Origin of the sequence: Rhodococcus sp. 5A-K4 (assembly GCF_046097995.1) — a bacterium.
GTDB classification, from domain to species: Bacteria; Actinomycetota; Actinomycetes; order Mycobacteriales; family Mycobacteriaceae; genus Rhodococcus_F; species Rhodococcus_F erythropolis.
In genome coordinates this window covers 69,194-92,202 of sequence record NZ_JBJURM010000007.1, presented here as the reverse complement: position 1 = coordinate 92,202, position 23,009 = coordinate 69,194, and the positions used below count along the sequence as shown (strand labels likewise).

The window sequence follows — 23,009 nt, the reverse complement described above, 5'->3', positions numbered from 1 at the left end:
ATGGAATCTATTTGCGGCCTTTCGTTGTGTCGGTGGCGCATGGGAACATATGTTCGTGTCGCATGAACCGCTGGATCGAGAAACGCCAGGTAATCACCCTGGCGGTGCTCGTTCTGGCGGTAATCATTCTGGGGGTGGTCGACCTACGGGTGACGCAACGATCCTCCATGCGGACCTCGATTCGTTCTACGCATCGGTCGAGCAACGTGACGACCCGACTCTGGCGGGCAGGCCGGTCATCGTCGGTGGTGGCGTGGTCCTGGCGGCAAGCTACGAGGCCAAGGCGTTCGGGGTTCGAACTGCGATGAGTGGTGGTCAGGCTCGATCACTGTGTCCCCAGGCGATCGTCGTTCCCCCGCGAATGTCGGCGTACTCGCAGGCGAGCAAAGACGTGTTCGACGTCTTTCACGACACGTCGCCGCTGGTCGAAGGAATCTCCATAGACGAGGCCTTTCTCGAGGTCGGCGGGCTCGCCAAAATCGTGGGAAACCCGCTGCAGATCGGGGCCAACCTCAGGCGCGACGTGGCCGAGCAGGTCGGACTCCCGATCACGGTCGGGATCGCACGCACCAAGTTCCTGGCCAAGGTCGCGAGTGCATTCGCGAAACCCGACGGATTGCTGCGAGTGCCGCCGGAGGGCGAGACCGAATTCCTGCATCCGTTGCCGGTCGAGAAGCTGTGGGGCGTCGGCAAGATCACGGCCCAGAAGTTGCGAAACTTCGACATCGTGACGGTGGGTGACATCGCTCGGCACGACGAATCCTCGATCGTCTCGATTCTCGGGGGCGGCGCCGGTCGCCATCTCTACGCGCTCTCGCACAATCGAGATCCGCGCCCCGTCCGCGCCTATCGTGGCCGCAGTTCGATGGGTGCTCAGCATGCGCTTGGTCGCGGATCCCATTCCCGCGCAGAACTCGATGCGTCGTTGATGTCCCTTGTCGACCGTGTCAGTCGACGCATGCGTTCGGCGCAGCGGACGGGGCGCACGATCACGCTCCGGCTTCGCTTCGCGGATTTCACGCGGGCAACTCGATCTCACACACTGCGCCGGTCCACCGCCGACACAGTGGAATTGCTGAACGCCTCGATGGTGCTGCTGGACGAAGCGATACCGATGATCGCGGACAAGGGCATCACGTTGATCGGTGTCGCTGTCTCCAACCTGGATCGGGACGGCGCCGAACAACTCGAATTGCCCTTCGACGGTCCAGGATTCGCGGGTCCGGACACTGCCGCCCTCGACTCGGCGATGGACAGCGTCCGGAAGAAGTTCGGCTCGGCGGCTCTCACGAGGGGAGTGCTCCTGGGACGCGATCCGGACCTGTCGGTGCCGCTACTGCCGGACTAGGTGAGGTTTTCTCTCAGAGTCGCTCCCTCGTATTCGTGTCGGAACAACCCACGCGCCTGCAGCACTGGAATCACGTGATCGACAAAATCTTCCAGGCCCTGCGGATAGGTCGGCGGCATCAGATTGAAACCGTCGGCACCGCGGCCGTCCAACCAGGATTCCATCTCGTCGGCAATCGACTCCGGTGTGCCGATCATCGTTGCGTGACCACCACCCGCAGCGAGCGTCCCGAGGAGTTCCCGCACAGTCGGTGCGTCCTTCTCGACGATCCGCAGAATAGTTGCGTAGCGTCCTTGCGGCCCGCTGAATGCTTCGAGTGGAGGCAACGGGGGCACGGGCCCGTCGAGATCCCAGTCCTCGCAATCCTGTCCGGTGAACAACGAGAGTTGGCGTATCGACTGTTCGGTGGGCAGCAGGCGATCAAGTTCGGCCTTCTTGGCCCGTGCCTCGGCGACAGTACTTCCGACGTAGGTGACCAGCCCCGGCATGACGGCGACCGAGTTCGAATCCCGGCCGGCGCGCTCGATTCTCGACTTCATGTCCGCGTAGTAGCTCTGCGCGCTGGGTAGGTCGTAGGCAACTGAATAGATCGCCTCGGCGCGCTGCGCAGCCAGATCGCGACCCTGCTCGGACGCCCCGGCCTGAAACAAGACCGGCCTGCCCTGCGGGGATCGAGGAACCGTCAACGGGCCGTCGACACGAAAATGCTTGCCGTCGTGATCGATGCGAGAAATCTTGCCTGCGTCGGCAAAACGTCCCGCCCGGTCGAGGATCAGCGCGTCTTCCGACCACGAATCCCACAATGCGAGGGCCACTTCGACAAATTCGTCGGCTCGTTCATATCGGGATGCGTGATCGGGCATCGCCTCGAGTCCGTGGTTGCGCGCCTCCTGGTCGAACATCGAGGTCACGACGTTCCATCCGGCCCGTCCGCCGCTGATGTGGTCGAGCGATGCCAAAAGTCGTGCCGCGTGGAATGGCGTGTAAAAGGTCGTGGAGATGGTGGTGACCAGGCCGACGTTCGCCGTCGCTCGTGCCATGGCAGTCAACGCGGTGATCGGTTCGAGAAACCACGACGCACCAGACTCGGGTTCTCGAACACTGTGACCGTCAGCGAAGAAAACGGCGTCCAGCTTGCCGCGTTCGGCGATCTGCGCGAGCGACTCGTAATACGTGATGTCACCGAGACTTTCGACCGGTGAGTCGCGGTGTCGCCACGCCGCACTGTGATGCCCGCAACCGAGCAGGAACGCACCTATCCGTAGCTGTGCGCCCATCAGTTCTTGACGAGTCCGCCGTCGACAACCAGATTCTGGCCGGTCACGGCCCGCGACCATGGGGAGGCGAAAAAGAGTGCAGCGTCGGCAAATTCGTCCGGCGTCGTGACTCGGCGCAGGGGAGTGCTTGCCGCGATCATGTCGAACACGGCTTCCGGTGTCGCGGCACTCGCATCGGTGGTGCGGAGCAAGCCGCCGGAGACCATGTTGACTGTGATCCCGTCCGGACCGAGGTCGGCGGACAGCGTCCGTGTCAGTGCCAGCAGTGCGGCCTTGGCAGCGGTGTAGTCGTGGTACGGAACTACCGGATTCTGGACCAGATTGGTTCCGACAGTGATGATTCGGCCGAAGCCGAGTTCGCGCATGCCTGGTAGCGCTGCCTGGGTGGTATTGAGTGTTCCGGCAACAGCTCCGCGTAGTTGAGAGTCGAAGTCGGCCCAGGTGATCGTGTCCGCGTTCGGCCGGGCATCGCCGTTGAACGAGAAGTCGACCAGTGCATTGTCGACCACGGTCGAGATCGGTGCGTCGAATCTCTCGCGTGCAGCGGAGAACAACTGGTCGACGGAACTGCGGTCCGTCACGTCCGCCTGGACTGCGAAGGTGCGATTCTCACCCAGTTCGGCGACCAGGGCCTCGGCGGCATCGCGGCTCTTGTTGTAGTTCACGATTACGCGGGCGCCCGAGCGGGAGAATGCTCGGCTCAGTGCGGCGCCGAGCCCGCGGGCGCCACCGGTGATCAGAACGATCTGCTCGTCGAGGTTCAATGCGCGCTGAAATTGCTGTTCGGTCATGTCGACATCCCTCCGCCAGTGCTAACTGGTCAGGTTCATCGGGTCTGATCTCAGCCGACTTTTTCGGCACCCCGTGTCACCGTCCATCAGACCACGTGAGGTGAATCGTCCTGAACGCCGGGTGCGTAGTAACGGCCGGCGCGATGAGTTTTCGATCGCTCGGGAGTCGTAATTGCAAGCGAAGTGGCAACCGGCCGCTCGCCTTCGCCCCAGGAGATTCCGATGACCACCCAGCCCGTCCACAACGAAACTGTTTCCGGTAACGCCACGACGACGACACCTTCGGCCACGGCTCGCAAGGTCGGATTTGTCCTGAGTGGGCTGTTCGTCGTTTTCATGCTCTTCGACGGCATCATCCACATTCTCAACCTTCAGACCGTCAAGGATGCCTCCGCCGAACTTGGGTTGCCGGACTCGCTGGCATTGACGGCTGGGGTGGTGCAACTGATCTGCCTTGCGCTGTACGTGATTCCGCGAACGTCGATACTCGGCGCGATTCTGCTCACCGGTTACCTGGGTGGAGCCGTGTTGACCAACCTTCGAGCGGAACAGCCTCTGCTGAGCACGACATTGTTTGCCGTCTATACCGGAATCGTCATGTGGGCGGGTCTGTATCTCCGAGACGAGAAGGTTCGCGAGATCATCCCGGTGCGGCGGGCCTGAAATCAGGCCCCTGAAGGGGTTGCGTGGGACGCGGTGTCCCATTATGTTTGACCTCATTCAAGTCCGTCGACTCCAATCGACGGACTGGCCGTGAGGAGACACCGATGGCTCGGTCAGCGTCGATCGAAGTGGAAAAGCCGTACCGCCAGGTACTGCAGACTTTGTCCGAGGGCTCAGTTGCCCGCAGTTTCGATCCCTATCTCGACATCGACTGGGATTCACCAGAGTTCGCGATCGATCCGCATGATCCGAGGTGGGTACTCTCATCCGTGTCGGATCCGCTCGGAGCGACGCAGTGGTACCAGGATCAGTCGTTGGAGCGTCGAATCGCCATGGGAATGTGGCGTCAGGCGAATGTGACCAAGGTGGGTTCGGCATTCGAGAGCATCTTGATCCGGGGAATGCTGCAATACATCATGGCGCTACCCAACCAGTCGCCTGAGTTCCGGTACTGCCTGCATGAGATGACCGAAGAGTGCAATCACATCCAGATGTTCCAAGAGCTCGTCAATCGTATGGACATCGACGTACCGGGTATGCGTCCGATGTTCCGGCGGCTGTCGCCGATCATCGGAGTGCTGGGAGCAAAGTTCCCGGTCATCTTCTTCATCGGCATTCTGGCTGGTGAAGAACCGATCGACCACTTCCAGAAGGATCTCATCCGCGAGGGTAAGGACACGCCGCCGGCGATGCTCCGCACCATGGAGATTCACATCGCCGAAGAAGCGAGACACATCTCGTTTGCTCACGAGTTCCTGCGCAATCACGTCCCCAGACTCAGTCGTACGAGTCGCGCCATCACATCGGTCGCCTTCCCCGGCACGATGCGTTGGCTTGCGGGCGAAATCATGTCACCGCCAAAGGAATTCGCCGAAGAATTCGGAATCCCGGACGAGGTGATGAAGAGCGCCTTCTGGGGGAGCCCACATTCACGCCGCATCCTGGGTAACTACTTCGGTGAAATGCGAGCCCTGGCAGACGAACTCGGATTGATGAATCCGGTGTCGAAGCGTGCGTGGCGAAAGCTGCGCATCGACGGCGACTACGCCCGCTACCGCGGCGAGCCGAAGCGTTCCGACAAGACCCGGATCTAGTCCGGCCGCGAAGTTCCTCCGTCGGAGGACACCAGCTCGGCTATGAGCGTGGACAATTCGACATGGGGATCTATCTGTAGCCCGCTCGAGCGGGCGACGCCGTCGAACATGTACCAGGTGTATTTCGCGAGGTCGGCGACGATCTCTTCGCGGCTCGGTTTCGGATCGGTGCTTCGGACCCAGTGGGTGAGCGTGCCCTCGACCATTGTCACCACTGCGAACGGTAGTGAATCGAAGGGTGAGGAGTCGATCCCCACGGATCGACCGACTTCGGTGATAGTGGTGAGGGCCGAGTCGGCGATTGTCGCCTTCAGGCTGCTGATCGCGTCGATGCTCTCGTCGTCGTAGTCGGTGGGGCCGGTACCCATGAACTCGTGAATCCGTGGATGCTCAGTGATCCACTCGGCGACGGCGCTGATGGTTCGGGTCAGGATCTGGTCGAGAGTGCCTACCGAAATGCTCATCGACGCATCCAGGGCCGCCGCAAATTGGCCGAGCACAAACGCTCGGACTCGTCGATCGAGGTCGTCTCGGCCGCTGAATTGTCGGTACACCACCGACTTGGCGAGGCCTGCACGGTCGGCGATCTGCTGGACGGACACCTCGGCACCTGCCGCGCGCTCTTCGATCAGTTCGACAGCCGAGGTGAGTATCCGTTTCTGACGCTCGGAGTTGTGTCGCTCCCACCGCGCTTCGCGACCGGTCAACTCTGCAGTGACAGGTTGCGCAATTGCGTCGCTCGGCATCGGGCCAGTCTATCCGGACGGACCCGCCGTATTTCCGACTTGTCATCGGGCGCGGCATCGGGATCGGTCGTCGGTACAACGTGGGACACTGGTCGAGTGAGGTTGTATCGAGACACGGCGGTGGTGCTGCGCCTGCACAAACTGGGCGAAGCCGACCACATCGTCACGTTGCTCACCCGTCAGTTCGGGTTGGTACGTGCCGTGGCCAAAGGTGTCCGCCGGACCACCTCCAAATTCGGTGCCAGACTCGAACCGTTTGCTCACATCGACGTGCAACTACTTCCGGGCAAGAATCTCGACATCATCACTCAGGTGCAGACGGTCGATGCCTTCGCCACTGACATCGTCGACGACTACAGTCGGTACACCACGGCCTGCGCCGTACTCGAAACTGCCGAGCGGTTGGCCGGCGAGGAACGCGCGCCGGCCCCGCAGCTTCAGCGATTGACGGTGGGAGCACTGCGTGCGATCGCCGAGCAGGCGCGGCCGGTCGAGTTCGTGCTCGACGCGTTCTTGTTGCGAGCCATGGGGTACGCGGGTTGGGCGCCTGCCCTCGAAGAGTGCGCCCGCTGCAGCGCTCCGGGACCGCACCGTGCATTTCATGTCGCAGCAGGCGGAGCCGTCTGTACCTACTGCCGCCCGGCGGGTGCTGCGACGCCGTCGCCCGGAGTGCTCGACTTGATGGAAGCCCTGCTCCGAGGGGAGTGGGAGGGCACCGATTCGGCGCCCGCGACGCTGCGGACGCAAGCCAGCGGACTGGTCGCGGCACACCTGCAGTGGCATCTCGAGCGTCAATTGCGGACGTTGCCGCTGATCGAGCGTTCGAGGCCGCATGCAGCCGTCGAGGTCGACTTGTCCGTGAGGCAGGATGGAACCCGTGATTCGACGACGCGAACCGCGAACTCCGCTTGATCCTGCTGCTGAACGGGTGATCCGGCCACCGGACCCACATCCGTCCGGGGCGACCCCGCCGATCCTGCAAACCGAACTCATCCCGCGCCACGTCGCGTTGGTGATGGACGGCAACGGACGGTGGGCGCAGGAGCGCGGTCTGCCGCGAACCGCCGGGCACGAACGCGGTGAAGCTGTCCTGATGGACACCGTGTGCGGGTGCATCGAGATGGGTGTCGAGTGGCTCTCCGCCTACGCCTTCTCCACCGAGAACTGGAAGCGCAGTCCCGACGAGGTTCGATTCCTGATGGGCTTCAACCGTGACGTCATCCGCCGCCGACGCGACGAGATGAACGAAATGGGTGTGCGTGTTCGCTGGGCCGGTCGTAAGCCGCGCCTGTGGGCCAGTGTGATCAAGGAACTCGAGATCGCCGAAGAACTGACCAAGAACAACACAGTCATGAACTTGACCATGTGTGTGAATTACGGCGGGCGGGCCGAAATTGCCGATGCGGTAAAGGAAATCGCGAAGCGTGTCGCGGCCGGTGAGATCAATCCGGACAAGATCACCGAGGCGACGGTTGCCAAGTACCTCGACGAACCCGACATGCCCGACGTCGATCTCTTCCTGCGTCCGTCGGGGGAACAGCGGACGTCCAATTTCTTGATCTGGCAATCCGCCTACGCCGAAATGGTGTACCAGGAGAAGCTGTTTCCCGATTTCGACCGCCGCGATCTCTGGGCCGCCTGCGTCGAATACGCCTCACGCGACCGTAGATTCGGTGGCGTCAAATGACAGGGGAGAACATGACCGACACCACCGACGAAGCAGCCCGCCTACAAGAACGCGCGGCCGCCTCGCTGGCGCATTTCGTGACGGTCGATGTGGCTGCGGACGGCTCGCTTGGTTTCCAGTACTCCGGCGCGCTGTGCTCGATCCAGGCGATGAATTTGTCCGAGGGTCTGGACGTGCTGTCCATGACGTGTGTCCTCGCGTGGGACCGACCGGTCAGCGCGGCACTGCATCGCAAGGTGGCCGAGCGGAACCGGACCATCCAATTCGGTTCGATCGCGGTATTCGGCCACGGCAGTCTGGCGGACGTGATCCTGCGATACACGTTCCCGGCGGCCGGACTGGACGACGAGGCACTGACCACGATGTTGCTACTCGCGCTGACCGGCGCCGATACCGCGCGTCAGGGTTTGATTCCCTGACGCTGTCAGCTGGCGGCGCAGTCGCGGCAGGTGCCGAAGATCTCGACTGTGTGACTCACTTCGGTGAATCCGTTGTCCTCGGCTATGGTCTGTGACCACTGCTCGACCGTCGGGCCCTCGACCTCGACGGTGAATCCGCAGTTGCGGCACACCAGGTGATGGTGGTGTCCGGAGGAGCAGCGTCGGTAGACGGACTCACCTGTGTCGGTGCGCAGGACGTCGATGGTTCCGGCGTCGGACAGTGCCTGGAGCGTGCGGTAGACGGTGGTCAGGCCGATCCCTTCACCGCGCTTGCGCAGTTCGTCGTGCAGTTCCTGTGCCGACTTGAATTCGTCGATGTCGTCGAGCAGGGCGGAGATGGCGCTGCGCTGTTTCGTGGAACGAACGCCGACGGTGGCCGGTCCACGTTTCGAGGTCGTACTGCCCGGGGTGTTCATGCGGTGGAATCTCATCCTTCTTCGGCGTGGGCGACAGCGTCGACGACGATGTGTGCGAGGTGATCGTCGACGAGTCGATAGAGAACTTCTCGTCCGTTGCGTTCGCCGCGGACGACGCCCGCTGCTTTGAGAACGCGCAAATGCTGGCTGATGAGTGGCTGAGTGACGCCGAGAGCGCCGACGAGTTCGTGAACGCAACGCTCCGACTCGTGGAGTTGAAGCACGATCGCGATGCGAACGGGTGCAGCCAGCGCCCGCAGAATTTCGCCGGCGGCCGCCAAAGTTTCCTTGGGCGGCACGGGCGCGGGGGGTGCGGCTTCGAACGGGTCGTGCGTGTGTCCGAGGTCGGAATGATCATGGCTTTTGTGGAGATCGCCGGTATCCGCAATGCTCACAGCGAGGCTCCTTCGAGGGGTAGATCATGATGTCCGGGCATAGCCATCTCACCACATTATTGCAAATCACTTTCATTTTGATATGCACAAGTATGCATGTCAACCTTGGACGGAAGTGCGTGGCAGCCGCCAGATAGGCTGATGGTGCGAAAAGCGCACGAAAATCATGCATCTATTACCCAGATGGAGAGCAATCGAGTGGCACCCAAGTCCAAGATCGAAGCCGTTGTCAATCTCGCCAAGCGGCGAGGCCTGGTCTACCCGTGCGGTGAGATCTACGGCGGTACCAAGTCCGCATGGGACTACGGCCCATTGGGTGTCGAGCTCAAGGAGAACATCAAGCGTCAGTGGTGGCGCAACATGGTCACCAGCCGCGAGGACGTCGTCGGCCTCGACTCCTCGGTGATCCTGCCCCGCGAGGTGTGGGTCGCATCCGGTCACGTCGGTGTCTTCAACGACCCGCTCGTCGAGTGCCTCAACTGTCACAAGCGTCACCGTCAGGATCACCTGCAGGAGGCGTACGCGGAGAAGAAGAAGCTCGACAACCCGGACGACGTCTCGATGGATGTCATCGGTTGCCCCGATTGCGGCACCGTCGGCCAGTGGACCGAGCCGCGCGACTTCAACATGATGCTCAAGACCTACCTCGGCCCTGTCGAGAGCGAAGAGGGCATGCACTACCTGCGCCCCGAGACCGCACAGGGCATCTTCGTCAACTTCGCCAACGTGCTGACCACCTCGCGTAAGAAGCCGCCGTTCGGCATCGGTCAGATCGGCAAGAGCTTCCGTAACGAGATCACCCCGGGCAACTTCATCTTCCGCACCCGCGAGTTCGAGCAGATGGAGATGGAATTCTTCGTCAAGCCGGGCGAGGACGAGCAGTGGCATCAGTACTGGATCGACTACCGCCTGGACTGGTACACCGGCCTCGGCATCAACAAGGACAACCTGCGGCTGTACGAGCATGCGCCGGAAAAGCTTTCGCACTACTCGAAGGGCACGACCGACATCGAGTACCGCTTCCACTTCCAGGGCAGCGAATGGGGCGAGCTCGAAGGTATCGCGAACCGTACCGACTTCGATCTCTCGACGCACTCCAAGCACTCGGGCACCGAGCTGAACTACTACGACCAGACGACGGGTGAGCGGTACACCCCGTACGTCATCGAGCCGGCGGCAGGTCTCACGCGTTCGCTGATGGCCTTCCTGGTCGACGCGTACACCGAGGACGAGGCTCCCAACTCCAAGGGCGGCGTCGACAAGCGCACGGTGCTGCGACTGGATCGTCGACTCGCTCCCGTCAAGGCCGCAGTGCTGCCGCTCTCGCGCAATGCGGATCTGACGCCGAAGGCAAAAGATCTTGCGGCGCAGTTGCGTCAGAACTGGAACGTCGAGTTCGACGACGCCGGTGCCATCGGTCGTCGTTACCGTCGCCAGGACGAGATCGGCACACCGTTCTGCATCACGGTCGACTTCGACACTCTCGAAGATCAGGCTGTGACGGTGCGTGAGCGTGACTCCATGGCGCAGGAACGCGTCGCCCTCGATCAGGTGGAAAGCTACCTGGCTGCGCGGCTGATCGGTTCCTGATTCGTTCGAAGCTGACGGGCGGTTCTTCTCATTCGAGAAGGACCGCCCGTTTTCTCTATCCTTGACGGATCTTCAGGCGCAGGATCGAAGCTATGAGAAAACTCAGCGTGACCAACAGCGTGACTCTCGACGGTGTCATGCAGGCACCTGGTGGGCCGGACGAAGACCGTCGTGGCGGATTCGAGCACGGTGGATGGGCGGCACCCTTCAACGATTCCGTCATGGCACAGAAAATGGGGGAGGGCATGGCGAAGAAATCGGAGTTGCTCTTCGGCCGCCGAACCTATGAGAACTTCGCCTCCTACTGGCCGTTTCAGACCGACAATCCGTTCACCGAGGTGCTCGACAACACGCAGAAGTACGTCGCGTCAAGAACTTTGGGTGAACCGCTGCCGTGGAAGAACTCGACTGTGTTGAAAGGCGATGCCGCCGACGCGGTCGCCGCGCTGAAGGAAAGCGATGGCCCGGATCTGGTGGTTCTGGGCAGTGGCGACCTGATCACGTCATTGGCCGAACGGCGTCTCGTCGACACCTACACTCTGCTGATTCATCCGCTGGTTCTCGGAACCGGGCGCAGATTGTTCCCCGACGGTGCTGCGCTCGCTCAGTTCACCCTCACCGAAAGTGTTCCTACGACAACAGGCGTCATCATCGCGACGTATCAGGTGAGTTGAATACATCAGGGAACTCGCCGAAATGCTGCTTCTGCCAACGCTGGGTTCTGACGGCTTGCACACTGGTCGGCGTGACCCAGGGCGGATAGACCCGGATAGCGCGCTTGCCGCCCGAGAAGTTCGTCGACACGATGTCGTGTTCGACGAGGGTTTCGGTGGGAAAGACGAAGTGACCCAGATGTTCTTCGTCGTAGACCTTCACCACAAACAGTGCGACGCCGTCGCTGGTGTCGAAGGGGCGGATGGGCCCGGCCTCGGAACGGCGCCACAGCGTGACGAACTGACCGAGCTTGGTCGGCGTCGTCTTGGCGGATCGATAGACGGAGGGGAGGCCGTTGACGGTCAGCGTGTGAGCGCCGTACTCAGCACCCTCGGACTCGGGAATCGGTGTGGACCAGGTAAATCCGTCGGCGTTCATCGGCAACGATGATGCCACGGACCACCGACAGCCTTCGTGGCGAACGCTGTCGGTGGTAGTCCCGATTCAGGCCGTAGGTACCTTGTCGAGAAACCCGAGGACAAGCGTCACCCGGCCGTCGTCGTCGCGTTCGAGTACGTCGAACCCGTCGATCAGTGACTCGGCCCCCGCCGGGCCGAGAGCCCAACCGAATCGAGCCTGTCGGTGGTGCGCGTCCACCGGCCCGATGAGGGTGAAGTGCATGCCCGGAAATTGTTGCTGCACAGCGTTGATCATCGCGTCGATCTGATCGTGTCCGGTGACGTCCGTGAGCGGATCGGTGTAGCGGCCGCCGGGTGCGAACAATTGCTCGATCCGTGCTCTACGGGCGGTGGTATCTGTTTCGTTCCACATGTCGATATAGGCGTCGGCGATTGCGTCGAAGTCGCTCATGGTCGCTCCCTTGATCAGTTCCGGTGGTGAACATCCGGCGGTCTCGCCGGCTGAGACCACTGTTCCTCCGAAACTGCTTCGGGTCGATTACCTCCGAGGTCATGGTCTCGGCTACCTCGGGTCGCTAACTTGAAAGAATGACCTTCGAGACGATGGACGTTGGCACCGAACTCAAGCGGTGGCGGGAGCGACGAAGGCTCACTCAGTTGGGCCTCTCGGCAGCGGCAGGAGTGTCGACCAGGCACCTGAGCTTCATCGAAACCGGCCGCTCCAAACCCAGCCGGGACATGATCCTTCACCTGTCCGAATGCCTGGATGTTCCTCTACGGCAACAGAATACGCTTCTGGCAAGTGGCCACTCGCCGGAGTACTCGCAAAAATCGTTGGCGGAAGCGCCGATGTCAGCGGTGAGCGAGGCCATCGATCGCATCATCGACGCGCATGACCCTTATCCGGCCGTGGTGGTCGATCAGCAATGGGAGATGATCGCCGGGAACCAGGCCGTGAGAATCCTGACCGAGGGGGCCGCTGAATTCCTCCTGGAACCACCGGTGAACGTATTGCGTTTGAGCTTGCATCCCGAGGGCATGGCGCCGCGGATCGTGAACCTCGCGCAGTGGCGGACCCACCTGCTCGCCAGGTTGGCGCGGGAAGTGGAGGTCAGTGCGGATGCGCAGTTGGCGTCGTTGCTCGACGAGTTGCGCACCTATCCGAGCGGCGGAGACTGGCACGACGACCGCGCGAATTCCCTGCTGGTTCCGTTGCGCGTACGCGCGGGCGATACCGAATTGGCGATGTTCAGCACCACCACCGTGTTCGGTACGCCGCGCGACGTCACGCTTGCAGAGATCGCGATTGAGTCGTTCTACCCGTCGGACACGCAGACCGCCGATTATTTTCGATCAGCCGCGCAGGTCAGAGAGACTTCTTGCCGAACTTGAGCTTCCACGGCACCAGAGCGGACTCCAACTGAACCGAGAGGCTCATCTTGGAGACACCTTCGGTGCGTTCCTCGAAGCGGATTGGCGTTTCGGCGATCTTCATGCCGCGCTGAACAACTCGGTAGTTCATCTCGACCTGGAACGCGTAGCCGTTGCTCTGCACCGATTCGACGTCGATGTCGCGCAAGGTCTTTGCATGCCACGCCTTGAAGCCTGCAGTTGCATCCTTGACGTGCAGTCGCAGAATAGCGTTGACGTAGAAGTTCGCCCAGGCGGACAAAGCCTTGCGATGCCACGGCCAGTCGCCGGCAACTGCGCCACCCTCGACGTAACGGGAGCCGAGAACGACTGCCGCATCGGTCGTGGTGAGGATCTCGATCATGGCGGGGATCGCTTCGGACGGATGGGAGAGATCCGCGTCCATCTGAATGACGATGTCGGCGTTCTCCGCCAGAGCCCGGCTCATGCCCGCGACGTAAGCACGGCCGAGTCCGTCCTTGACCGTGCGGTGAAGCACTCCGACCGGGATGGGTCCATCGATACCCAACTTGTCCGCAACCTCGCCCGTGCCATCGGGGGAGTTGTCATCCACCACGAGGACGTGCAGGTTCGGGATCTTCAACGCGGCGAGGCGATCGACGAGCTTTGGCAGGTTCTCACGCTCGTTGTATGTAGGTACAACGACGGTTATCTGCGGGGCGACGCTTTCCATAACACCTTCGTATGATCTGTGATCCCGACTTGCCGGATGAAGCGTACGACGAGTGCGGTCGTGAACAAAGTAGGGATTTTACTACCTCGACGGGATCCGTCAGAACCGGCCGCCGCCGCCTCGGCTGGTTCGGCCGCCGCCGCCACCGCCGAATCCACCGCCGCCGCCACCGCGACCTGAGCGTCCGCTGCTGCTCGGTCCGCCGTACGAGCGGGGCCCGCCGCCACCTCGCAGAATGCTGTTGATCAGGATGCCGCCGAGGATCGCTCCCGTCGCATCGCCGCCGCCACCGCGGGGTCGTTGGTTTGCTTCCCAGGTGTTGACGTCGTTCTGCGCGGCGCGAAGTGAGTGCGTCGCCAAGGTTGTAGCGGCCTGGGCGTGTTGCAGTGCCTTCGACGGATCCGAAGCCTGCAATTGCTGGGCCGCCTGCAGGTGCCGCTGAGCCTCCGCGTAGCGAGTGCGCGCTTCCGCCCCGATCGCGCCGCGCCTGGTTCCGAGGAAGTCGCCTGCAGCGGTCACCTGAGCCTGTGCGGCCAGAATGTCCTGGGCGAGGCGCTGCTGTGCACGTTCGAGCTGCTGCTTCTGCTCCTGAGCGTCGGCAAGCAGCGCGTCGAGTTGGGCGTCGGCCGCGACGATCTGGTTGAAGGCTGTCAGCGGATCGCTGTCCTTCGACGTCTGAGCATTCGCCAACGCTGCCTGGGCCGCGGCCTTCGCGTCCGCCAACTTCTGCCCGCCCTGCGCCAGGTAAGCGTCCGCAGCAGTGATGCCCTGCTGGACGTCGTCCATCGCGGACGGAAGTGTCGCGATGGCGTTTCGGATGTCGTCGGCGGCGTGATCGACGCCGTCGAGCAGTTTGCGTGCCTGATCGAGAGCCGCTTCGGCAGTGCGAATCGCGGTGACGGCAGCGCCTTGCTTACCGGCCGGCAGCGCGGTGGCATCGCGGCCTTCCTCGATCGACTTCTCGGCGAGCGTCAGGCGTTCGCTGGCCATGGTGACGTTGTTCACGACAGATGCCAGCGTCGGCGCGGGGAACTGATCCTTCAATTTGGTCAGAATCGCCTCGGATTCGGGCAAGCGCACGCTGAGAGAAACAACACTCTGCGTCAACGCATCGAGACGTGCGGGGGCGTTGATGAGAAGGTCGCGAAGCCCGTCGAACTCCTCGACGCGAGCTTCGAGTTCTTGGTCGGCTCGACCGCACGAGGAAATGATGTCGATCAGCATCTGGCGGCGTTGATCGGGAGTTTCCGGGATGGCGTCGTCGAGTCGCTGCCTGATCGCGAAGGCTTCGGCGAGGGTGGCCTTGGCCTTGTCGAATGCTGCCGAGAAGGGTGCGACGGCGGAATCTCCGAACTCGCTGCGGGCCAGATCGAGCTCCTCCTGGCTGCCGGCGATCGCGTTGTCCGTCTCGACGAGGATCTCCTTCGCGCGTTCGTCGAGCGTCGGCAGCGGGAGTGCGTTGAGGCTGGCGATGTCGTCGGGGGAGATGTTCTTCGCGGCTTCGACGCTTGCCTTGTTCTTGTCGTTCTTGCGCTTACGTGAGTACAGGACCACGCCGCCCGTCCCGACCACCACAGCGCCGCCCGCGATGAGGAGTGTTCCGACTCCCATTCCGCCGCTCGTGTTGTTCGCGTCGCCGAGTGCTCCAGCTGCAGCAATTGCCGCGCCGGTCCAATCATCCTCGGCAAGAGCCGGTTCCACCGCGTCGGAATTGATCGATTCGATGTCGGAATCCGTGATGTTGCTCAGCTCGGCAGGGACGTCGAGGTAGTAAGCACGCTCCGCCGTGGCAACTGCAAGCAGGACGGACTTGGTACTCAGCGTCGACTTCGTGGCTGTCTGCTGTGCCCACGCCTGGCCACCCAGGTTGTTGAAATCGGGGACGAACGCGACCCACAGATCGATCTGGTGGTCCTCGCTGAGTTGATCGATCGCGGCTTGTATGTCGCTGCGTTGCCCGGCGTCGAGAACCCCGGAGGTGTCGGTGATGTGATTCGGCAACACCATCGGGGCGTCTGCCGAGGCGAGCGCAGGACTGAAGACGAGCGCCAGCAGAGCGAAAATCGCAGCGACGGCGGCGGCGCTTCCCCGACGGCGAACGGGTCGGGTGATTGTCCGACTCTGCTCTACCGAGGACAACTGCGCGAAGTGTGGTGCGAGGGCCATGACGCAAATCTATCCGTTGTGGCGCGTCGGCATCGGAGGTGATCGCCGCGAACTGGCAGAATTGCGGGAGTGAAACCTGCTTTCGGTAACCGCCCCCACGACCCATCACCCTCACGGGCGGGCGGCTTCGGGGCAGGATTGGCTCGCTGGACGCGCCGACTGATCGCCGGTGCCGTGTTGATGGCCGTGGTTCTGGTCGGGGGTACTGCGTTCCGGGTGTGGCAGGTGGCGCGCATCGACGACACGCGGCCGGCCGACGCGATAGTCGTTCTGGGCGCGGCTCAGTATTCCGGCACTCCGTCGTCCGTCTTCGAGGCCCGACTCGAGCAGGCGTACAAGCTGTACAAGCGCGGAGTGGCGCCGCAGATCATTACTGTCGGCGGTAAACAAGAAGGTGACGAGTACACCGAAGCGGCGTCGGGAAAGATGTATCTGACCGATCGCGGAATTCCGTCGAGTGCGATCACTGCTGTGGAGACCGGTTCGGACACACTGCTCAGTATCGACGCGGTGAGCGCCGAGATGTCCTCGCAGGGAATCAATTCCGCTGTCCTGGTCAGTGACCCGTGGCACTCCTTGCGAACGCGGACGATGGCCCGCGACACAGGACTCCAGGCGTGGACCGCACCTACTCGTCAGGGCCCGGCTGTCTTCACCCGCGAATCCCAGTTGCACGGAATCGCTCGCGAAACCGGCGCGCTGCTCTGGTATCAGCTCACGCACTTCTCGGCAGACTTCCCCTACACGGCAGGGCAATAGAGACCATGACAGCTCACACCACCTACGGAGGCGGCATATACTCCGAACACGACCTCGAACGTCGTGTCGTCGAGGCGCCGAAGCGTGCGGGGTTGCCGGGTTCGCAGATCGCAGCGGCGCAGCATCGTTCGGACTTCTCGCGAGATCGGGCGCGTGTCCAACACTCCGCGGCTTTGCGGCGCTTGGCCGACAAGACCCAGGTTGTCGGCCCGCGCGACGGTGACACACCTCGCACGCGGTTGACGCACTCGATGGAGGTCGCACAGATCGGGCGAGGGATCGCCGACGGACTCGGTTGCGATCCGGACCTGGTGGACCTCGCCGGTCTCGCGCACGACATCGGGCACCCGCCGTACGGTCACAACGGCGAGAAGGCCCTGGACGAAGTCGCCAAGGACTGCGGAGGTTTCGAGGGCAACGCGCAGAATCTGCGGATATTGACCAGCCTCGAACCCAAGATCCTGCGCCCCGACGGTCTGAGTGCCGGCCTCAATCTCACCAGGGCATCACTCGACGCAGCCATCAAGTACCCCTGGACCCGGCCGCAGCCCGGCGCGAAGTTCGGGGCATACGACGACGACGCAGAGGTGCTCGCCTGGGTTCGAGACGGGGCGCCCGAGCGTCGGCAATGCCTGGAAGCTCAGGTCATGGACTGGGCCGACGACATCGCGTATTCCGTGCACGACGTGGAGGACGGGGTGATCGCAGGCCGTATCGACCTTCGCTCGCTTGCCGATCCGTCCGAGCAGCGCGCACTGGCAGAACTGGGGGCCTCCGAGTTTCGGGGATTGGTAGTCGACGATCTGATCGACGCCGCTCAACGGTTGTCCGAACTCCCCGTCGTACGCGGGGTCGGAAGTTTCGACGGCACACTCGGAAGTTCCGTCGCGTTGAAGAATCTCACGAGTGAATTGGTGGGTCGCTTCGCTACCGCGGCGATCGCCAGCACCCGGCTGACACACGGTGACCGACCCCTCTCGCGGTATCAAGCCGACCTCGACATACCCGAGGCCGTCGCATCCGAGGTGGCGTTGCTCAAGACCGTGGCGCTGTACTACGTGATGTCCGACGCCGGACACAAGGCGCGTCAGGATCGGCAGCGTGATCGTGTTCATCGCGTCGCGGAATGGCTGCTGGCAACTGCGCCGGCCGGGCTCGATCCGATCCTGCTGCCCGCGTGGGAACGCGCCGCGGACGACGGTGCTCGGGTCCGGGTAGTGGTGGATCAGATCGCGTCGTACACGGAGAGTCGGCTGGAACGGGTGGACAAAGCGAGCCTGGGCGCGCAGGCCAGCTGGGGCTGAGCCGCTTACGCCTTCAGCAGGTCATCCGCGTCGACGGGTCGGTAGTGGTATCGAGCCACTTGCCGTAAGCGTCGCCGCCTGCTGCGCGAACGTCCTTGCAGATCTTCGACTCGGTGTTCCCGGATTCGCGATACACCGTGTAGATCGCCGTCCCCGAATCGGAGACTTGACGCAGTGACGGGCAGGACTGGTCTGTGCGTAGGTATTTCGAGCCGGGGAACGCGTCGAGGTAGTTCTGGATCTCGCTGGCGTACGTTGCCGGATCGGTGGCATTGGCCAACACCACGATTCCGGTTCCTTTGCACGAGGGGACAGTGATCGGCTTGCTGACCCCGAGGTCGCCATTTCTCGCGGACGGGTTCGACGCCCGGGTGGTCGTGGTCGCCTGCAGTCCGGCGGTGGGTAGCGGCTCGAGCTTGGGCGTTCTGGCCGGCTCCTGAGTGGGTGCCGGTGCCGACGTGGAGATGGAAGCTGCTGCAGTGGTGGGTGATTCGGGTCCCGAGTTCCCCAGCATTACCCAGGCCGCCGTGCCTCCTGCGGCCAGAACGAGTGCAACTCCAGCCGCACCGATCGCGATCGGGGCTCGGTTTCGCTTGGTCTTTGTCGCGATGTGCGTGTAGTTCCCGTGAGCGGGATTCGCCGTGGTGTAGATGGGCGGCGCGACGATCGTGGGGTGCAATTTGCCGGCGGCACCGGGGGTGTCGGTCGTCGAGAGGGCCTGCCGCGCTTGGAGTGCGAGCGCTCCCGTAGTCGGATAGCGGTGTGCGGGATCCTTTGCCATGCCGCGAGCCACGATGGCGTCAAAACCTTGCGGGAGCGATGGAACCGTCAGCGTGGGGCGTGGCGGCGGAGCGTTCAGGTGCGAATTGACCAGATGCTCGATGCTTGTGGTGTTGAAAGGTGTTGTTCCGGTGAGTGATTGGTAGAGGACACAAGCCAGGGAATAGACATCCGCTGCGGCCGTCGGCGTTTCGATTCCGAACCGCTCCGGCGCCATGTACGCATAGGAACCGACTGCGCTTCCCTCGGTGGTGATCTTCGTGTCCGTCTGTGAGTATGCGATTCCGAAGTCGACGAGGTAGGCGAAGCCGTTGTTCGTGAGAATGATGTTGTCTGGTTTGACGTCGCGATGGATGAGCCCGCGGGCATGTGCGGCGTCCAACGCCGAGGCGATTTGCGAGACGATGTCGACGGCTCGTATAGGCGTGAGTCGGCCGAATTCGGCCAACTCGGCGCGCAACGTATGACCTTCGACCAAACGCATGTCGATGAAGAGGACTCCGTCGATCTCGCCCCAGTCGTGCACCGGGATCACGTGCGGTTCGTTCAAGGCGGCGGTGGTGCGAGATTCTCGGCGGAAACGAGCTTGGAATGACGGGTCGGCCGCAAGTTCGCGATGGAGCAACTTGAGTGCGACCAGGCGATCCTTCGAGGTGTCGTACGCCTCGTACACTTCACCCATTCCGCCTCGGCCGAGGAGGCGACGCAACTCGTACACGCCGAATCGGGTTCCTGATCGCCCTTCGTGCGAGCTCGAGGCGTTTTCAGTCATCGTCGGTCCCATCGCTGCGGTGCAGAGTCGGCCATCAACATATCGTTGTCAGGAGGTGCCGGGGGACCGCCTAGACTGATGTACGTGGCGGGCCGAATTTCTGACAGAGACATCGCGGCCATTCGCGAACGCACTCGCATCGAGGACATCGTCGGTGAATACGTTTCACTCAAGCGTGCCGGTGGCGATTCGATCAAAGGTCTGTGTCCCTTTCACGACGAGAAGTCGCCGTCGTTCCACGTGCGACCCAACCACGGCCTCTACCACTGCTTTGGCTGCGGTGAGGGCGGGGACGTGTACTCGTTCCTGCAGAAGATGGATCACATCAGCTTTGTCGAGGCTGTCGAGCAGTTGGCGGATCGGCTCAGCTACACGATTTCGTACGAGGGTGGTGGGCCGTCCGTTCAGCGCGATCGCGGCACTCGTGCACGCTTGATCGCGGCAAACGCGGCGGCTCAGGAGTTCTACGCCGCTCGTCTGCGCGAACCCGATGCCCAGGCGGCTCGCGACTACCTCACCGAGAGAAACTTCGACGGTGCCGCAGCACTGCAGTTCGGGTGTGGATACGCGCCCGAAGGTTGGGACACTCTCACAAAACACTTGATGTCCAAGGGCTTCGAATTCAAGGAACTCGAAGCAGCCGGGCTGTCCAAAGAGGGGCGACGAGGTCCGATCGACCGGTTCCATCGCCGTCTTCTGTGGCCGATCCGCAGCGTCGCCGGTGACGTCATCGGCTTCGGTGCCCGCAAGCTTTTCGACGACGACACCATGCCGGGTAAGTACGTCAACACGCCGGAAACGATCCTCTACAAGAAGTCTCAGGTCCTGTTCGGCTTGGACCTCGCCAAGCGCGACATCGCCAAGGGGCACCAGGCGGTAGTCGTCGAGGGCTACACCGACGTCATGGCGATGCACTTGGCCGGCGTCAAGACCGCCGTCGCTTCGTGTGGAACCGCCTTCGGTGAGGAGCACCTCGCGATGCTCCGCCGACTCCTGATGGACGACAGCTACTTTCGCGGTGAGATCATCTACACCTTCGACGGTGATGCCGCAGGGCAGGCCGCTGCGATGAAGGCGTTCGAGGGTGATCAGAAGATGGCCGGGCAGACGTTCGTCGCCGTCGCGCCCGATGGAATGGACCCGTGCGATCTGCGTCTGAAGTCTGGTGACGCCGCCGTTCGCGACCTCGTGGCACGGCGCACTCCGATGTTCGAGTTCGTGGTGAAGTCCATCCTCACCGAACACGATCTGGAGACCGCTGAAGGTCGCGTCGAGGCACTGCGTCGTACCGTCCCCGTCGTTGCACAGATCAAGGAATCAACTCTGCGCGACAGCTATGCGAATCTGTTGTGCGGATGGGTCGGTTGGGACGATCTTCCGTCGGTTCGACGACGAGTGCGTGACGAAGCTCGCAAACGGGCGTCGACGCGCGGATCTTCGCCGGCGCCCAAGCGTCGTCAGGTTGTCGAGGCACCTGCCGCCGATGCGCTTGCGCTGCCGATCGGAATCTCCAGGCCCCGGCCCAACGATCCGGCGCTCTCGACGCAGCGAGCTGTCCTCAAGGCCGCATTGCAGCACCCTGGCATCGCCGGCAGTGTCTTCGACTCGTTGCCTCCCGAGACATTCACCCACCCCGCCTACGTTGTCATCAGACAGGCAATGGCTGACGCCGGTGGAACGAGCAAGGGGCTCGGTGGCGCCGAGTGGATCGAAGTCGTCACCAAGGGCGTCGAGGACATGACGGTGGCCTCGGTTGTATCTGAGCTGGCCGTCGAACCGATGCCGTGCGACGAAGACACGGTTCCGCGCTACATCAACGGAGTGCTCGCACGACTGCAGGAAGCGTGGGTGGGCGAGCAGGTTGCCGACCTCAAATCCAAGCTTCAGCGCGTTTCACCTGCTGCGGCCCCCGAGGAGTACAACTCACTGTTCGGAGACCTCGTGGCCCTGGAGCAGTATCGCCGACAGCTGCGTGAGCAGGCTGTCGGCGACCAAAGCGTCTGACCTAGCGGTTTTTCTTCAACTGGTCGTGGGGGACCAGAATCGTGGTCTCCTCGTTGATCGGCTTCATCGGCTCGAGCTTGGGCTGAGTACTCAGTGAGTCGGCCAGCTTCTGCCGTGACGCGTCCAACACCTTCTTGGTGGCCGGACTAGTGGCCACCGCCTTCGCGGCCCGGCTGATCTGCTCGTATCGTGCGCGGCCCGCTTTGGTTCCCAGGACGTACCCAGCTGCAACACCGATCAACAAACGCATCATTCCTGCTTCCCTCCAGCACCGATCGTCCTGACTCCATCCTGCCTGATGACTCGCTGGGCAGGCGATTTGGTACTTCGGTGGAGGATTCGCTACAGTTTCTCAGGCAACGCCGGAACGGGCGAAGCGAGCAAGACAATCCCCTGTAGCTCAATTGGCAGAGCTTCCGACTGTTAATCGGACGGTTGCTGGTTCGAGTCCAGCCGGGGGAGCAGCAAAGCCCCTCACCTGAGAAATCGGGTGGGGGGCTTTCTTGTATTCGTCGCCGCTAGTGCGTTTGCAGCAGACCCACCGATCGAAGTGCCGATCCGACGTCTGCCGCTTTGTTTGCTTGTTCTGCGAGAATTCCCAGCCGTCGAGCGCTGAGGACGTTCACCGGGTTGTCGTCGACGAAGAAGGTCTGCTGTGGACGCGCATCGAGAAACTCCAGCGCAGCCAGGAAGGCCGCAGGGTCGGGTTTGGTAGCTCCGAGCATGCAGGAGAAAACATGCTCGTCGATTGCCACTGGAGTTACAACACTTTCGATGGCGGCCAACAGGACAGGCCCATTGTCGTTTTCAGTGACGCCGATGGCCGCTGCACCCGTGAACGCGACGCGTAGATATTGGCGACAGATACACCAAAGCCCGACGCAAGTGTCTGCGTCGGGCTTTCGGTGGAACCGTCGAACTGTCTGACGGGTGCGCTTACTTCGCTGCGCGATCCGACGGCTCGAACAGCCGGATGATGTGGCTGGGGTTGATGTAATAGACACCATTCGGAGAATTGAGGACGAGAGTGTCTTCGGTGAAATCGGTGACGGTGCCGTTCAGCTTCGCGCCGTCGGACATGATGATCCGGATCGTGGCCTTCGAGTTCTTGAATTCGGTCAGTGCAAGCTTCATGTGGTGATCCTGTTCCGTGGGGTGTGCACTCCCACGGTATCGGCTCATCGCTCCTGCGCCGACCAACCTTGGAAGACTCGACTCGAAAGAGTGCAACGCGTCACCGCCTGCCCGATTGTGATCCGCGTCGGATGTGCCGGTAACATTCGGATTCGCCGCGATGCATCGCATCCGGATGGGGCGGTAGCTCAGTCGGTTAGAGCCGTGGACTCATAATCCATTGGTCGCGGGTTCGAGCCCCGCCCGCCCCACGTTCAGGTGCCGTGAGCCCGCGGGTCAGCCCCAATGACTTTTGTCGAAGATCATGCTGCAGACGATCGCCAAGGCGACTAGTGCGCAAAGTGCAATCACCAGGACAGTTGCCCACACGTTGTTGGGATTGAATCGCCTGGCAATGCGCCTGCGGTTGCGTCTGAGTCGAGCGTTCGTGGTCACACAACGAATCGTCGCATCATGATCGTCGATC

Annotated in this window: 25 protein-coding genes, 2 tRNA genes and 1 riboswitch; of the genes, 14 read left to right on the top strand and 13 right to left on the bottom strand. The window is 62.4% G+C overall.

What is annotated here, in order from left to right; translation table 11 throughout:
- The first annotated feature begins 49 nt into the window (after positions 1 to 49).
- Positions 50 to 1,348: a DNA polymerase IV gene (dinB, locus tag ACKAMS_RS11745; protein ID WP_408989067.1), complete on the top strand. Its 1,299-nt coding sequence runs from the start codon at positions 50 to 52 to the stop codon at positions 1,346 to 1,348.
- Here dinB and ACKAMS_RS11740 read toward each other — a convergent pair.
- On the bottom strand, positions 1,345 to 2,625 hold the full coding sequence (locus ACKAMS_RS11740) for an LLM class flavin-dependent oxidoreductase (protein WP_408989066.1): 1,281 nt from the start codon (positions 2,623 to 2,625) through the stop codon (positions 1,345 to 1,347). The genes dinB and ACKAMS_RS11740 overlap by 4 nt on opposite strands.
- On the bottom strand, positions 2,625 to 3,416 hold the full coding sequence (locus tag ACKAMS_RS11735; RefSeq protein WP_060939208.1) for a 3-oxoacyl-ACP reductase: 792 nt from the start codon (positions 3,414 to 3,416) through the stop codon (positions 2,625 to 2,627). Before ACKAMS_RS11735 ends, ACKAMS_RS11740 begins: the two co-directional genes overlap by 1 nt.
- Positions 3,407 to 3,500: riboswitch (TPP riboswitch) on the bottom strand. Its footprint overlaps the gene before it by 10 nt.
- Positions 3,501 to 3,638: 138 nt before the next feature.
- On the opposite strand from ACKAMS_RS11735, the gene ACKAMS_RS11730 reads away from it, so the two are divergent.
- Both ACKAMS_RS11730 and ACKAMS_RS11725 read left to right on the top strand, forming a co-directional pair.
- A complete protein-coding gene (locus ACKAMS_RS11730; protein ID WP_060939209.1) occupies positions 3,639 to 4,079 on the top strand; it encodes a DoxX family protein in 441 nt (146 codons plus the stop codon).
- A 104-nt stretch (positions 4,080 to 4,183) separates the two neighbouring features.
- Positions 4,184 to 5,173 carry a diiron oxygenase gene (locus tag ACKAMS_RS11725; protein ID WP_019749004.1) on the top strand — a complete coding sequence of 330 codons (990 nt, stop codon included), beginning with the start codon at positions 4,184 to 4,186 and terminating at the stop codon, positions 5,171 to 5,173.
- Here the strand turns inward: ACKAMS_RS11725 and ACKAMS_RS11720 are convergent.
- Complete coding sequence (locus ACKAMS_RS11720) at positions 5,170 to 5,919, bottom strand: TetR/AcrR family transcriptional regulator (RefSeq protein WP_019749003.1); 750 nt, start codon at positions 5,917 to 5,919, stop codon at positions 5,170 to 5,172. The two genes, ACKAMS_RS11725 and ACKAMS_RS11720, sit on opposite strands and share 4 nt — an antisense overlap.
- Positions 5,920 to 6,015: 96 nt before the next feature.
- Here ACKAMS_RS11720 and recO point away from each other — a divergent pair, with 96 nt between their 5' ends.
- Genes recO through ACKAMS_RS11705 form a run of 3 tightly spaced genes read left to right on the top strand, consistent with a single transcriptional unit; the run spans position 6,016 to position 8,025 of the window.
- Complete coding sequence (gene recO / locus ACKAMS_RS11715; RefSeq protein ID WP_019749002.1) at positions 6,016 to 6,831, top strand: DNA repair protein RecO; 816 nt, start codon at positions 6,016 to 6,018, stop codon at positions 6,829 to 6,831.
- Positions 6,788 to 7,606 carry an isoprenyl transferase gene (locus tag ACKAMS_RS11710; protein ID WP_019749001.1) on the top strand — a complete coding sequence of 273 codons (819 nt, stop codon included), beginning with the start codon at positions 6,788 to 6,790 and terminating at the stop codon, positions 7,604 to 7,606. The genes recO and ACKAMS_RS11710 overlap by 44 nt, the downstream gene beginning before the upstream one ends.
- The gene (locus ACKAMS_RS11705; protein WP_019749000.1) at positions 7,603 to 8,025 is read left to right on the top strand and encodes a YbjN domain-containing protein; all 423 of its coding nucleotides are present in this window, start codon (positions 7,603 to 7,605) and stop codon (positions 8,023 to 8,025) included. The genes ACKAMS_RS11710 and ACKAMS_RS11705 overlap by 4 nt, the downstream gene beginning before the upstream one ends.
- A gap of 5 nt (positions 8,026 to 8,030) precedes the next feature.
- Here the strand turns inward: ACKAMS_RS11705 and ACKAMS_RS11700 are convergent, their stop codons facing one another.
- Complete coding sequence (locus ACKAMS_RS11700) at positions 8,031 to 8,462, bottom strand: Fur family transcriptional regulator (RefSeq protein WP_020908177.1); 432 nt, start codon at positions 8,460 to 8,462, stop codon at positions 8,031 to 8,033.
- A gap of 11 nt (positions 8,463 to 8,473) precedes the next feature.
- The gene (locus tag ACKAMS_RS11695) at positions 8,474 to 8,857 is read right to left on the bottom strand and encodes a metalloregulator ArsR/SmtB family transcription factor (protein ID WP_003944457.1); all 384 of its coding nucleotides are present in this window, start codon (positions 8,855 to 8,857) and stop codon (positions 8,474 to 8,476) included.
- Between the two features lie 198 nt (positions 8,858 to 9,055).
- Between ACKAMS_RS11695 and ACKAMS_RS11690 the strand changes: the two genes are divergently transcribed.
- Both ACKAMS_RS11690 and ACKAMS_RS11685 read left to right on the top strand, forming a co-directional pair.
- Complete coding sequence (locus ACKAMS_RS11690; RefSeq protein WP_003944491.1) at positions 9,056 to 10,447, top strand: glycine--tRNA ligase; 1,392 nt, start codon at positions 9,056 to 9,058, stop codon at positions 10,445 to 10,447.
- Positions 10,448 to 10,539: 92 nt separating this feature from the next.
- Entirely contained in the window at positions 10,540 to 11,121 is a 582-nt protein-coding gene (locus ACKAMS_RS11685; protein ID WP_029255634.1) for a dihydrofolate reductase family protein, read from the top strand.
- Here ACKAMS_RS11685 and ACKAMS_RS11680 read toward each other — a convergent pair.
- Together ACKAMS_RS11680 and ACKAMS_RS11675 are read right to left on the bottom strand one after the other, a co-directional pair.
- Positions 11,096 to 11,557 carry a MepB family protein gene (locus ACKAMS_RS11680; protein WP_020969952.1) on the bottom strand — a complete coding sequence of 154 codons (462 nt, stop codon included), beginning with the start codon at positions 11,555 to 11,557 and terminating at the stop codon, positions 11,096 to 11,098. The two genes, ACKAMS_RS11685 and ACKAMS_RS11680, sit on opposite strands and share 26 nt — an antisense overlap.
- Before the next feature lie 48 nt (positions 11,558 to 11,605).
- Positions 11,606 to 11,971: a nuclear transport factor 2 family protein gene (locus tag ACKAMS_RS11675; protein ID WP_408989065.1), complete on the bottom strand. Its 366-nt coding sequence runs from the start codon at positions 11,969 to 11,971 to the stop codon at positions 11,606 to 11,608.
- A 137-nt stretch (positions 11,972 to 12,108) separates the two neighbouring features.
- Here ACKAMS_RS11675 and ACKAMS_RS11670 point away from each other — a divergent pair, with 137 nt between their 5' ends.
- Positions 12,109 to 12,912, top strand: a complete 804-nt coding sequence (locus ACKAMS_RS11670; RefSeq protein ID WP_408989064.1) for a helix-turn-helix domain-containing protein — start codon at positions 12,109 to 12,111, stop codon at positions 12,910 to 12,912.
- Here ACKAMS_RS11670 and ACKAMS_RS11665 read toward each other — a convergent pair.
- Together ACKAMS_RS11665 and ACKAMS_RS11660 are read right to left on the bottom strand one after the other, a co-directional pair.
- On the bottom strand, positions 12,887 to 13,624 hold the full coding sequence (locus tag ACKAMS_RS11665; RefSeq protein ID WP_003944487.1) for a polyprenol monophosphomannose synthase: 738 nt from the start codon (positions 13,622 to 13,624) through the stop codon (positions 12,887 to 12,889). The genes ACKAMS_RS11670 and ACKAMS_RS11665 overlap by 26 nt on opposite strands.
- Positions 13,625 to 13,723: 99 nt before the next feature.
- Complete coding sequence (locus tag ACKAMS_RS11660; protein ID WP_021344666.1) at positions 13,724 to 15,790, bottom strand: TPM domain-containing protein; 2,067 nt, start codon at positions 15,788 to 15,790, stop codon at positions 13,724 to 13,726.
- A gap of 180 nt (positions 15,791 to 15,970) precedes the next feature.
- Between ACKAMS_RS11660 and ACKAMS_RS11655 the strand changes: the two genes are divergently transcribed.
- Together ACKAMS_RS11655 and ACKAMS_RS11650 are read left to right on the top strand one after the other, a co-directional pair.
- Positions 15,971 to 16,549 (top strand): YdcF family protein, encoded by a 579-nt coding sequence (locus tag ACKAMS_RS11655; protein ID WP_128638009.1) that lies wholly within the window; start codon positions 15,971 to 15,973, stop codon positions 16,547 to 16,549.
- Between the two features lie 5 nt (positions 16,550 to 16,554).
- Entirely contained in the window at positions 16,555 to 17,853 is a 1,299-nt protein-coding gene (locus ACKAMS_RS11650; protein WP_408989063.1) for a deoxyguanosinetriphosphate triphosphohydrolase, read from the top strand.
- A gap of 13 nt (positions 17,854 to 17,866) precedes the next feature.
- Here the strand turns inward: ACKAMS_RS11650 and ACKAMS_RS11645 are convergent, their stop codons facing one another.
- Positions 17,867 to 19,405, bottom strand: a complete 1,539-nt coding sequence (locus ACKAMS_RS11645; RefSeq protein ID WP_408989062.1) for a serine/threonine-protein kinase — start codon at positions 19,403 to 19,405, stop codon at positions 17,867 to 17,869.
- 84 nt (positions 19,406 to 19,489) lie between these two features.
- Between ACKAMS_RS11645 and dnaG the strand changes: the two genes are divergently transcribed.
- The gene (gene dnaG / locus ACKAMS_RS11640) at positions 19,490 to 21,409 is read left to right on the top strand and encodes a DNA primase (RefSeq protein WP_003941578.1); all 1,920 of its coding nucleotides are present in this window, start codon (positions 19,490 to 19,492) and stop codon (positions 21,407 to 21,409) included.
- A 1-nt stretch (position 21,410) separates the two neighbouring features.
- On the opposite strand, the gene ACKAMS_RS11635 is transcribed toward dnaG, so the two are convergent.
- The gene (locus ACKAMS_RS11635) at positions 21,411 to 21,662 is read right to left on the bottom strand and encodes a hypothetical protein (protein ID WP_003941570.1); all 252 of its coding nucleotides are present in this window, start codon (positions 21,660 to 21,662) and stop codon (positions 21,411 to 21,413) included.
- Positions 21,663 to 21,798: 136 nt separating this feature from the next.
- Here ACKAMS_RS11635 and ACKAMS_RS11630 point away from each other — a divergent pair.
- Positions 21,799 to 21,871 (top strand) — tRNA-Asn (locus ACKAMS_RS11630).
- 56 nt (positions 21,872 to 21,927) lie between these two features.
- Here the strand turns inward: ACKAMS_RS11630 and ACKAMS_RS11625 are convergent.
- Both ACKAMS_RS11625 and ACKAMS_RS11620 read right to left on the bottom strand, forming a co-directional pair.
- Complete coding sequence (locus ACKAMS_RS11625; RefSeq protein ID WP_241896077.1) at positions 21,928 to 22,164, bottom strand: HAD-IA family hydrolase; 237 nt, start codon at positions 22,162 to 22,164, stop codon at positions 21,928 to 21,930.
- Positions 22,165 to 22,345: 181 nt separating this feature from the next.
- Positions 22,346 to 22,543 carry a hypothetical protein gene (locus ACKAMS_RS11620; RefSeq protein ID WP_003941659.1) on the bottom strand — a complete coding sequence of 66 codons (198 nt, stop codon included), beginning with the start codon at positions 22,541 to 22,543 and terminating at the stop codon, positions 22,346 to 22,348.
- 177 nt (positions 22,544 to 22,720) lie between these two features.
- Between ACKAMS_RS11620 and ACKAMS_RS11615 the strand changes: the two genes are divergently transcribed.
- Positions 22,721 to 22,794, top strand: a tRNA-Ile gene (locus tag ACKAMS_RS11615).
- Positions 22,795 to 23,009 lie beyond the last annotated feature (215 nt).

What these genes read in the sequence shown, in the direction of transcription:
- ACKAMS_RS11725 (WP_019749004.1), top strand. Translation starts at nt 4,184, where the DNA reads ATGGCTCGGTCAGCGTCGATCGAAGTGGAAAAGCCGTACCGCCAGGTA.
- ACKAMS_RS11740 (WP_408989066.1), bottom strand. Translation starts at nt 2,625, where the DNA reads ATGGGCGCACAGCTACGGATAGGTGCGTTCCTGCTCGGTTGCGGGCAT.
- ACKAMS_RS11665 (WP_003944487.1), bottom strand. Translation starts at nt 13,624, where the DNA reads ATGGAAAGCGTCGCCCCGCAGATAACCGTCGTTGTACCTACATACAAC.
- ACKAMS_RS11620 (WP_003941659.1), bottom strand. Translation starts at nt 22,543, where the DNA reads ATGAAGCTTGCACTGACCGAATTCAAGAACTCGAAGGCCACGATCCGG.
- ACKAMS_RS11735 (WP_060939208.1), bottom strand. Translation starts at nt 3,416, where the DNA reads ATGACCGAACAGCAATTTCAGCGCGCATTGAACCTCGACGAGCAGATC.
- ACKAMS_RS11720 (WP_019749003.1), bottom strand. Translation starts at nt 5,919, where the DNA reads ATGCCGAGCGACGCAATTGCGCAACCTGTCACTGCAGAGTTGACCGGT.
- ACKAMS_RS11675 (WP_408989065.1), bottom strand. Translation starts at nt 11,971, where the DNA reads ATGAGCGACTTCGACGCAATCGCCGACGCCTATATCGACATGTGGAAC.
- ACKAMS_RS11660 (WP_021344666.1), bottom strand. Translation starts at nt 15,790, where the DNA reads ATGGCCCTCGCACCACACTTCGCGCAGTTGTCCTCGGTAGAGCAGAGT.
- dinB (WP_408989067.1), top strand. Translation starts at nt 50, where the DNA reads ATGTTCGTGTCGCATGAACCGCTGGATCGAGAAACGCCAGGTAATCAC.
- ACKAMS_RS11730 (WP_060939209.1), top strand. Translation starts at nt 3,639, where the DNA reads ATGACCACCCAGCCCGTCCACAACGAAACTGTTTCCGGTAACGCCACG.
- ACKAMS_RS11635 (WP_003941570.1), bottom strand. Translation starts at nt 21,662, where the DNA reads ATGATGCGTTTGTTGATCGGTGTTGCAGCTGGGTACGTCCTGGGAACC.
- ACKAMS_RS11655 (WP_128638009.1), top strand. Translation starts at nt 15,971, where the DNA reads ATGGCCGTGGTTCTGGTCGGGGGTACTGCGTTCCGGGTGTGGCAGGTG.
- ACKAMS_RS11710 (WP_019749001.1), top strand. Translation starts at nt 6,788, where the DNA reads ATGGAACCCGTGATTCGACGACGCGAACCGCGAACTCCGCTTGATCCT.
- ACKAMS_RS11685 (WP_029255634.1), top strand. Translation starts at nt 10,540, where the DNA reads ATGAGAAAACTCAGCGTGACCAACAGCGTGACTCTCGACGGTGTCATG.
- ACKAMS_RS11650 (WP_408989063.1), top strand. Translation starts at nt 16,555, where the DNA reads ATGACAGCTCACACCACCTACGGAGGCGGCATATACTCCGAACACGAC.
- ACKAMS_RS11670 (WP_408989064.1), top strand. Translation starts at nt 12,109, where the DNA reads ATGACCTTCGAGACGATGGACGTTGGCACCGAACTCAAGCGGTGGCGG.
- ACKAMS_RS11700 (WP_020908177.1), bottom strand. Translation starts at nt 8,462, where the DNA reads ATGAACACCCCGGGCAGTACGACCTCGAAACGTGGACCGGCCACCGTC.
- ACKAMS_RS11645 (WP_408989062.1), bottom strand. Translation starts at nt 19,405, where the DNA reads ATGACTGAAAACGCCTCGAGCTCGCACGAAGGGCGATCAGGAACCCGA.
- ACKAMS_RS11705 (WP_019749000.1), top strand. Translation starts at nt 7,603, where the DNA reads ATGACAGGGGAGAACATGACCGACACCACCGACGAAGCAGCCCGCCTA.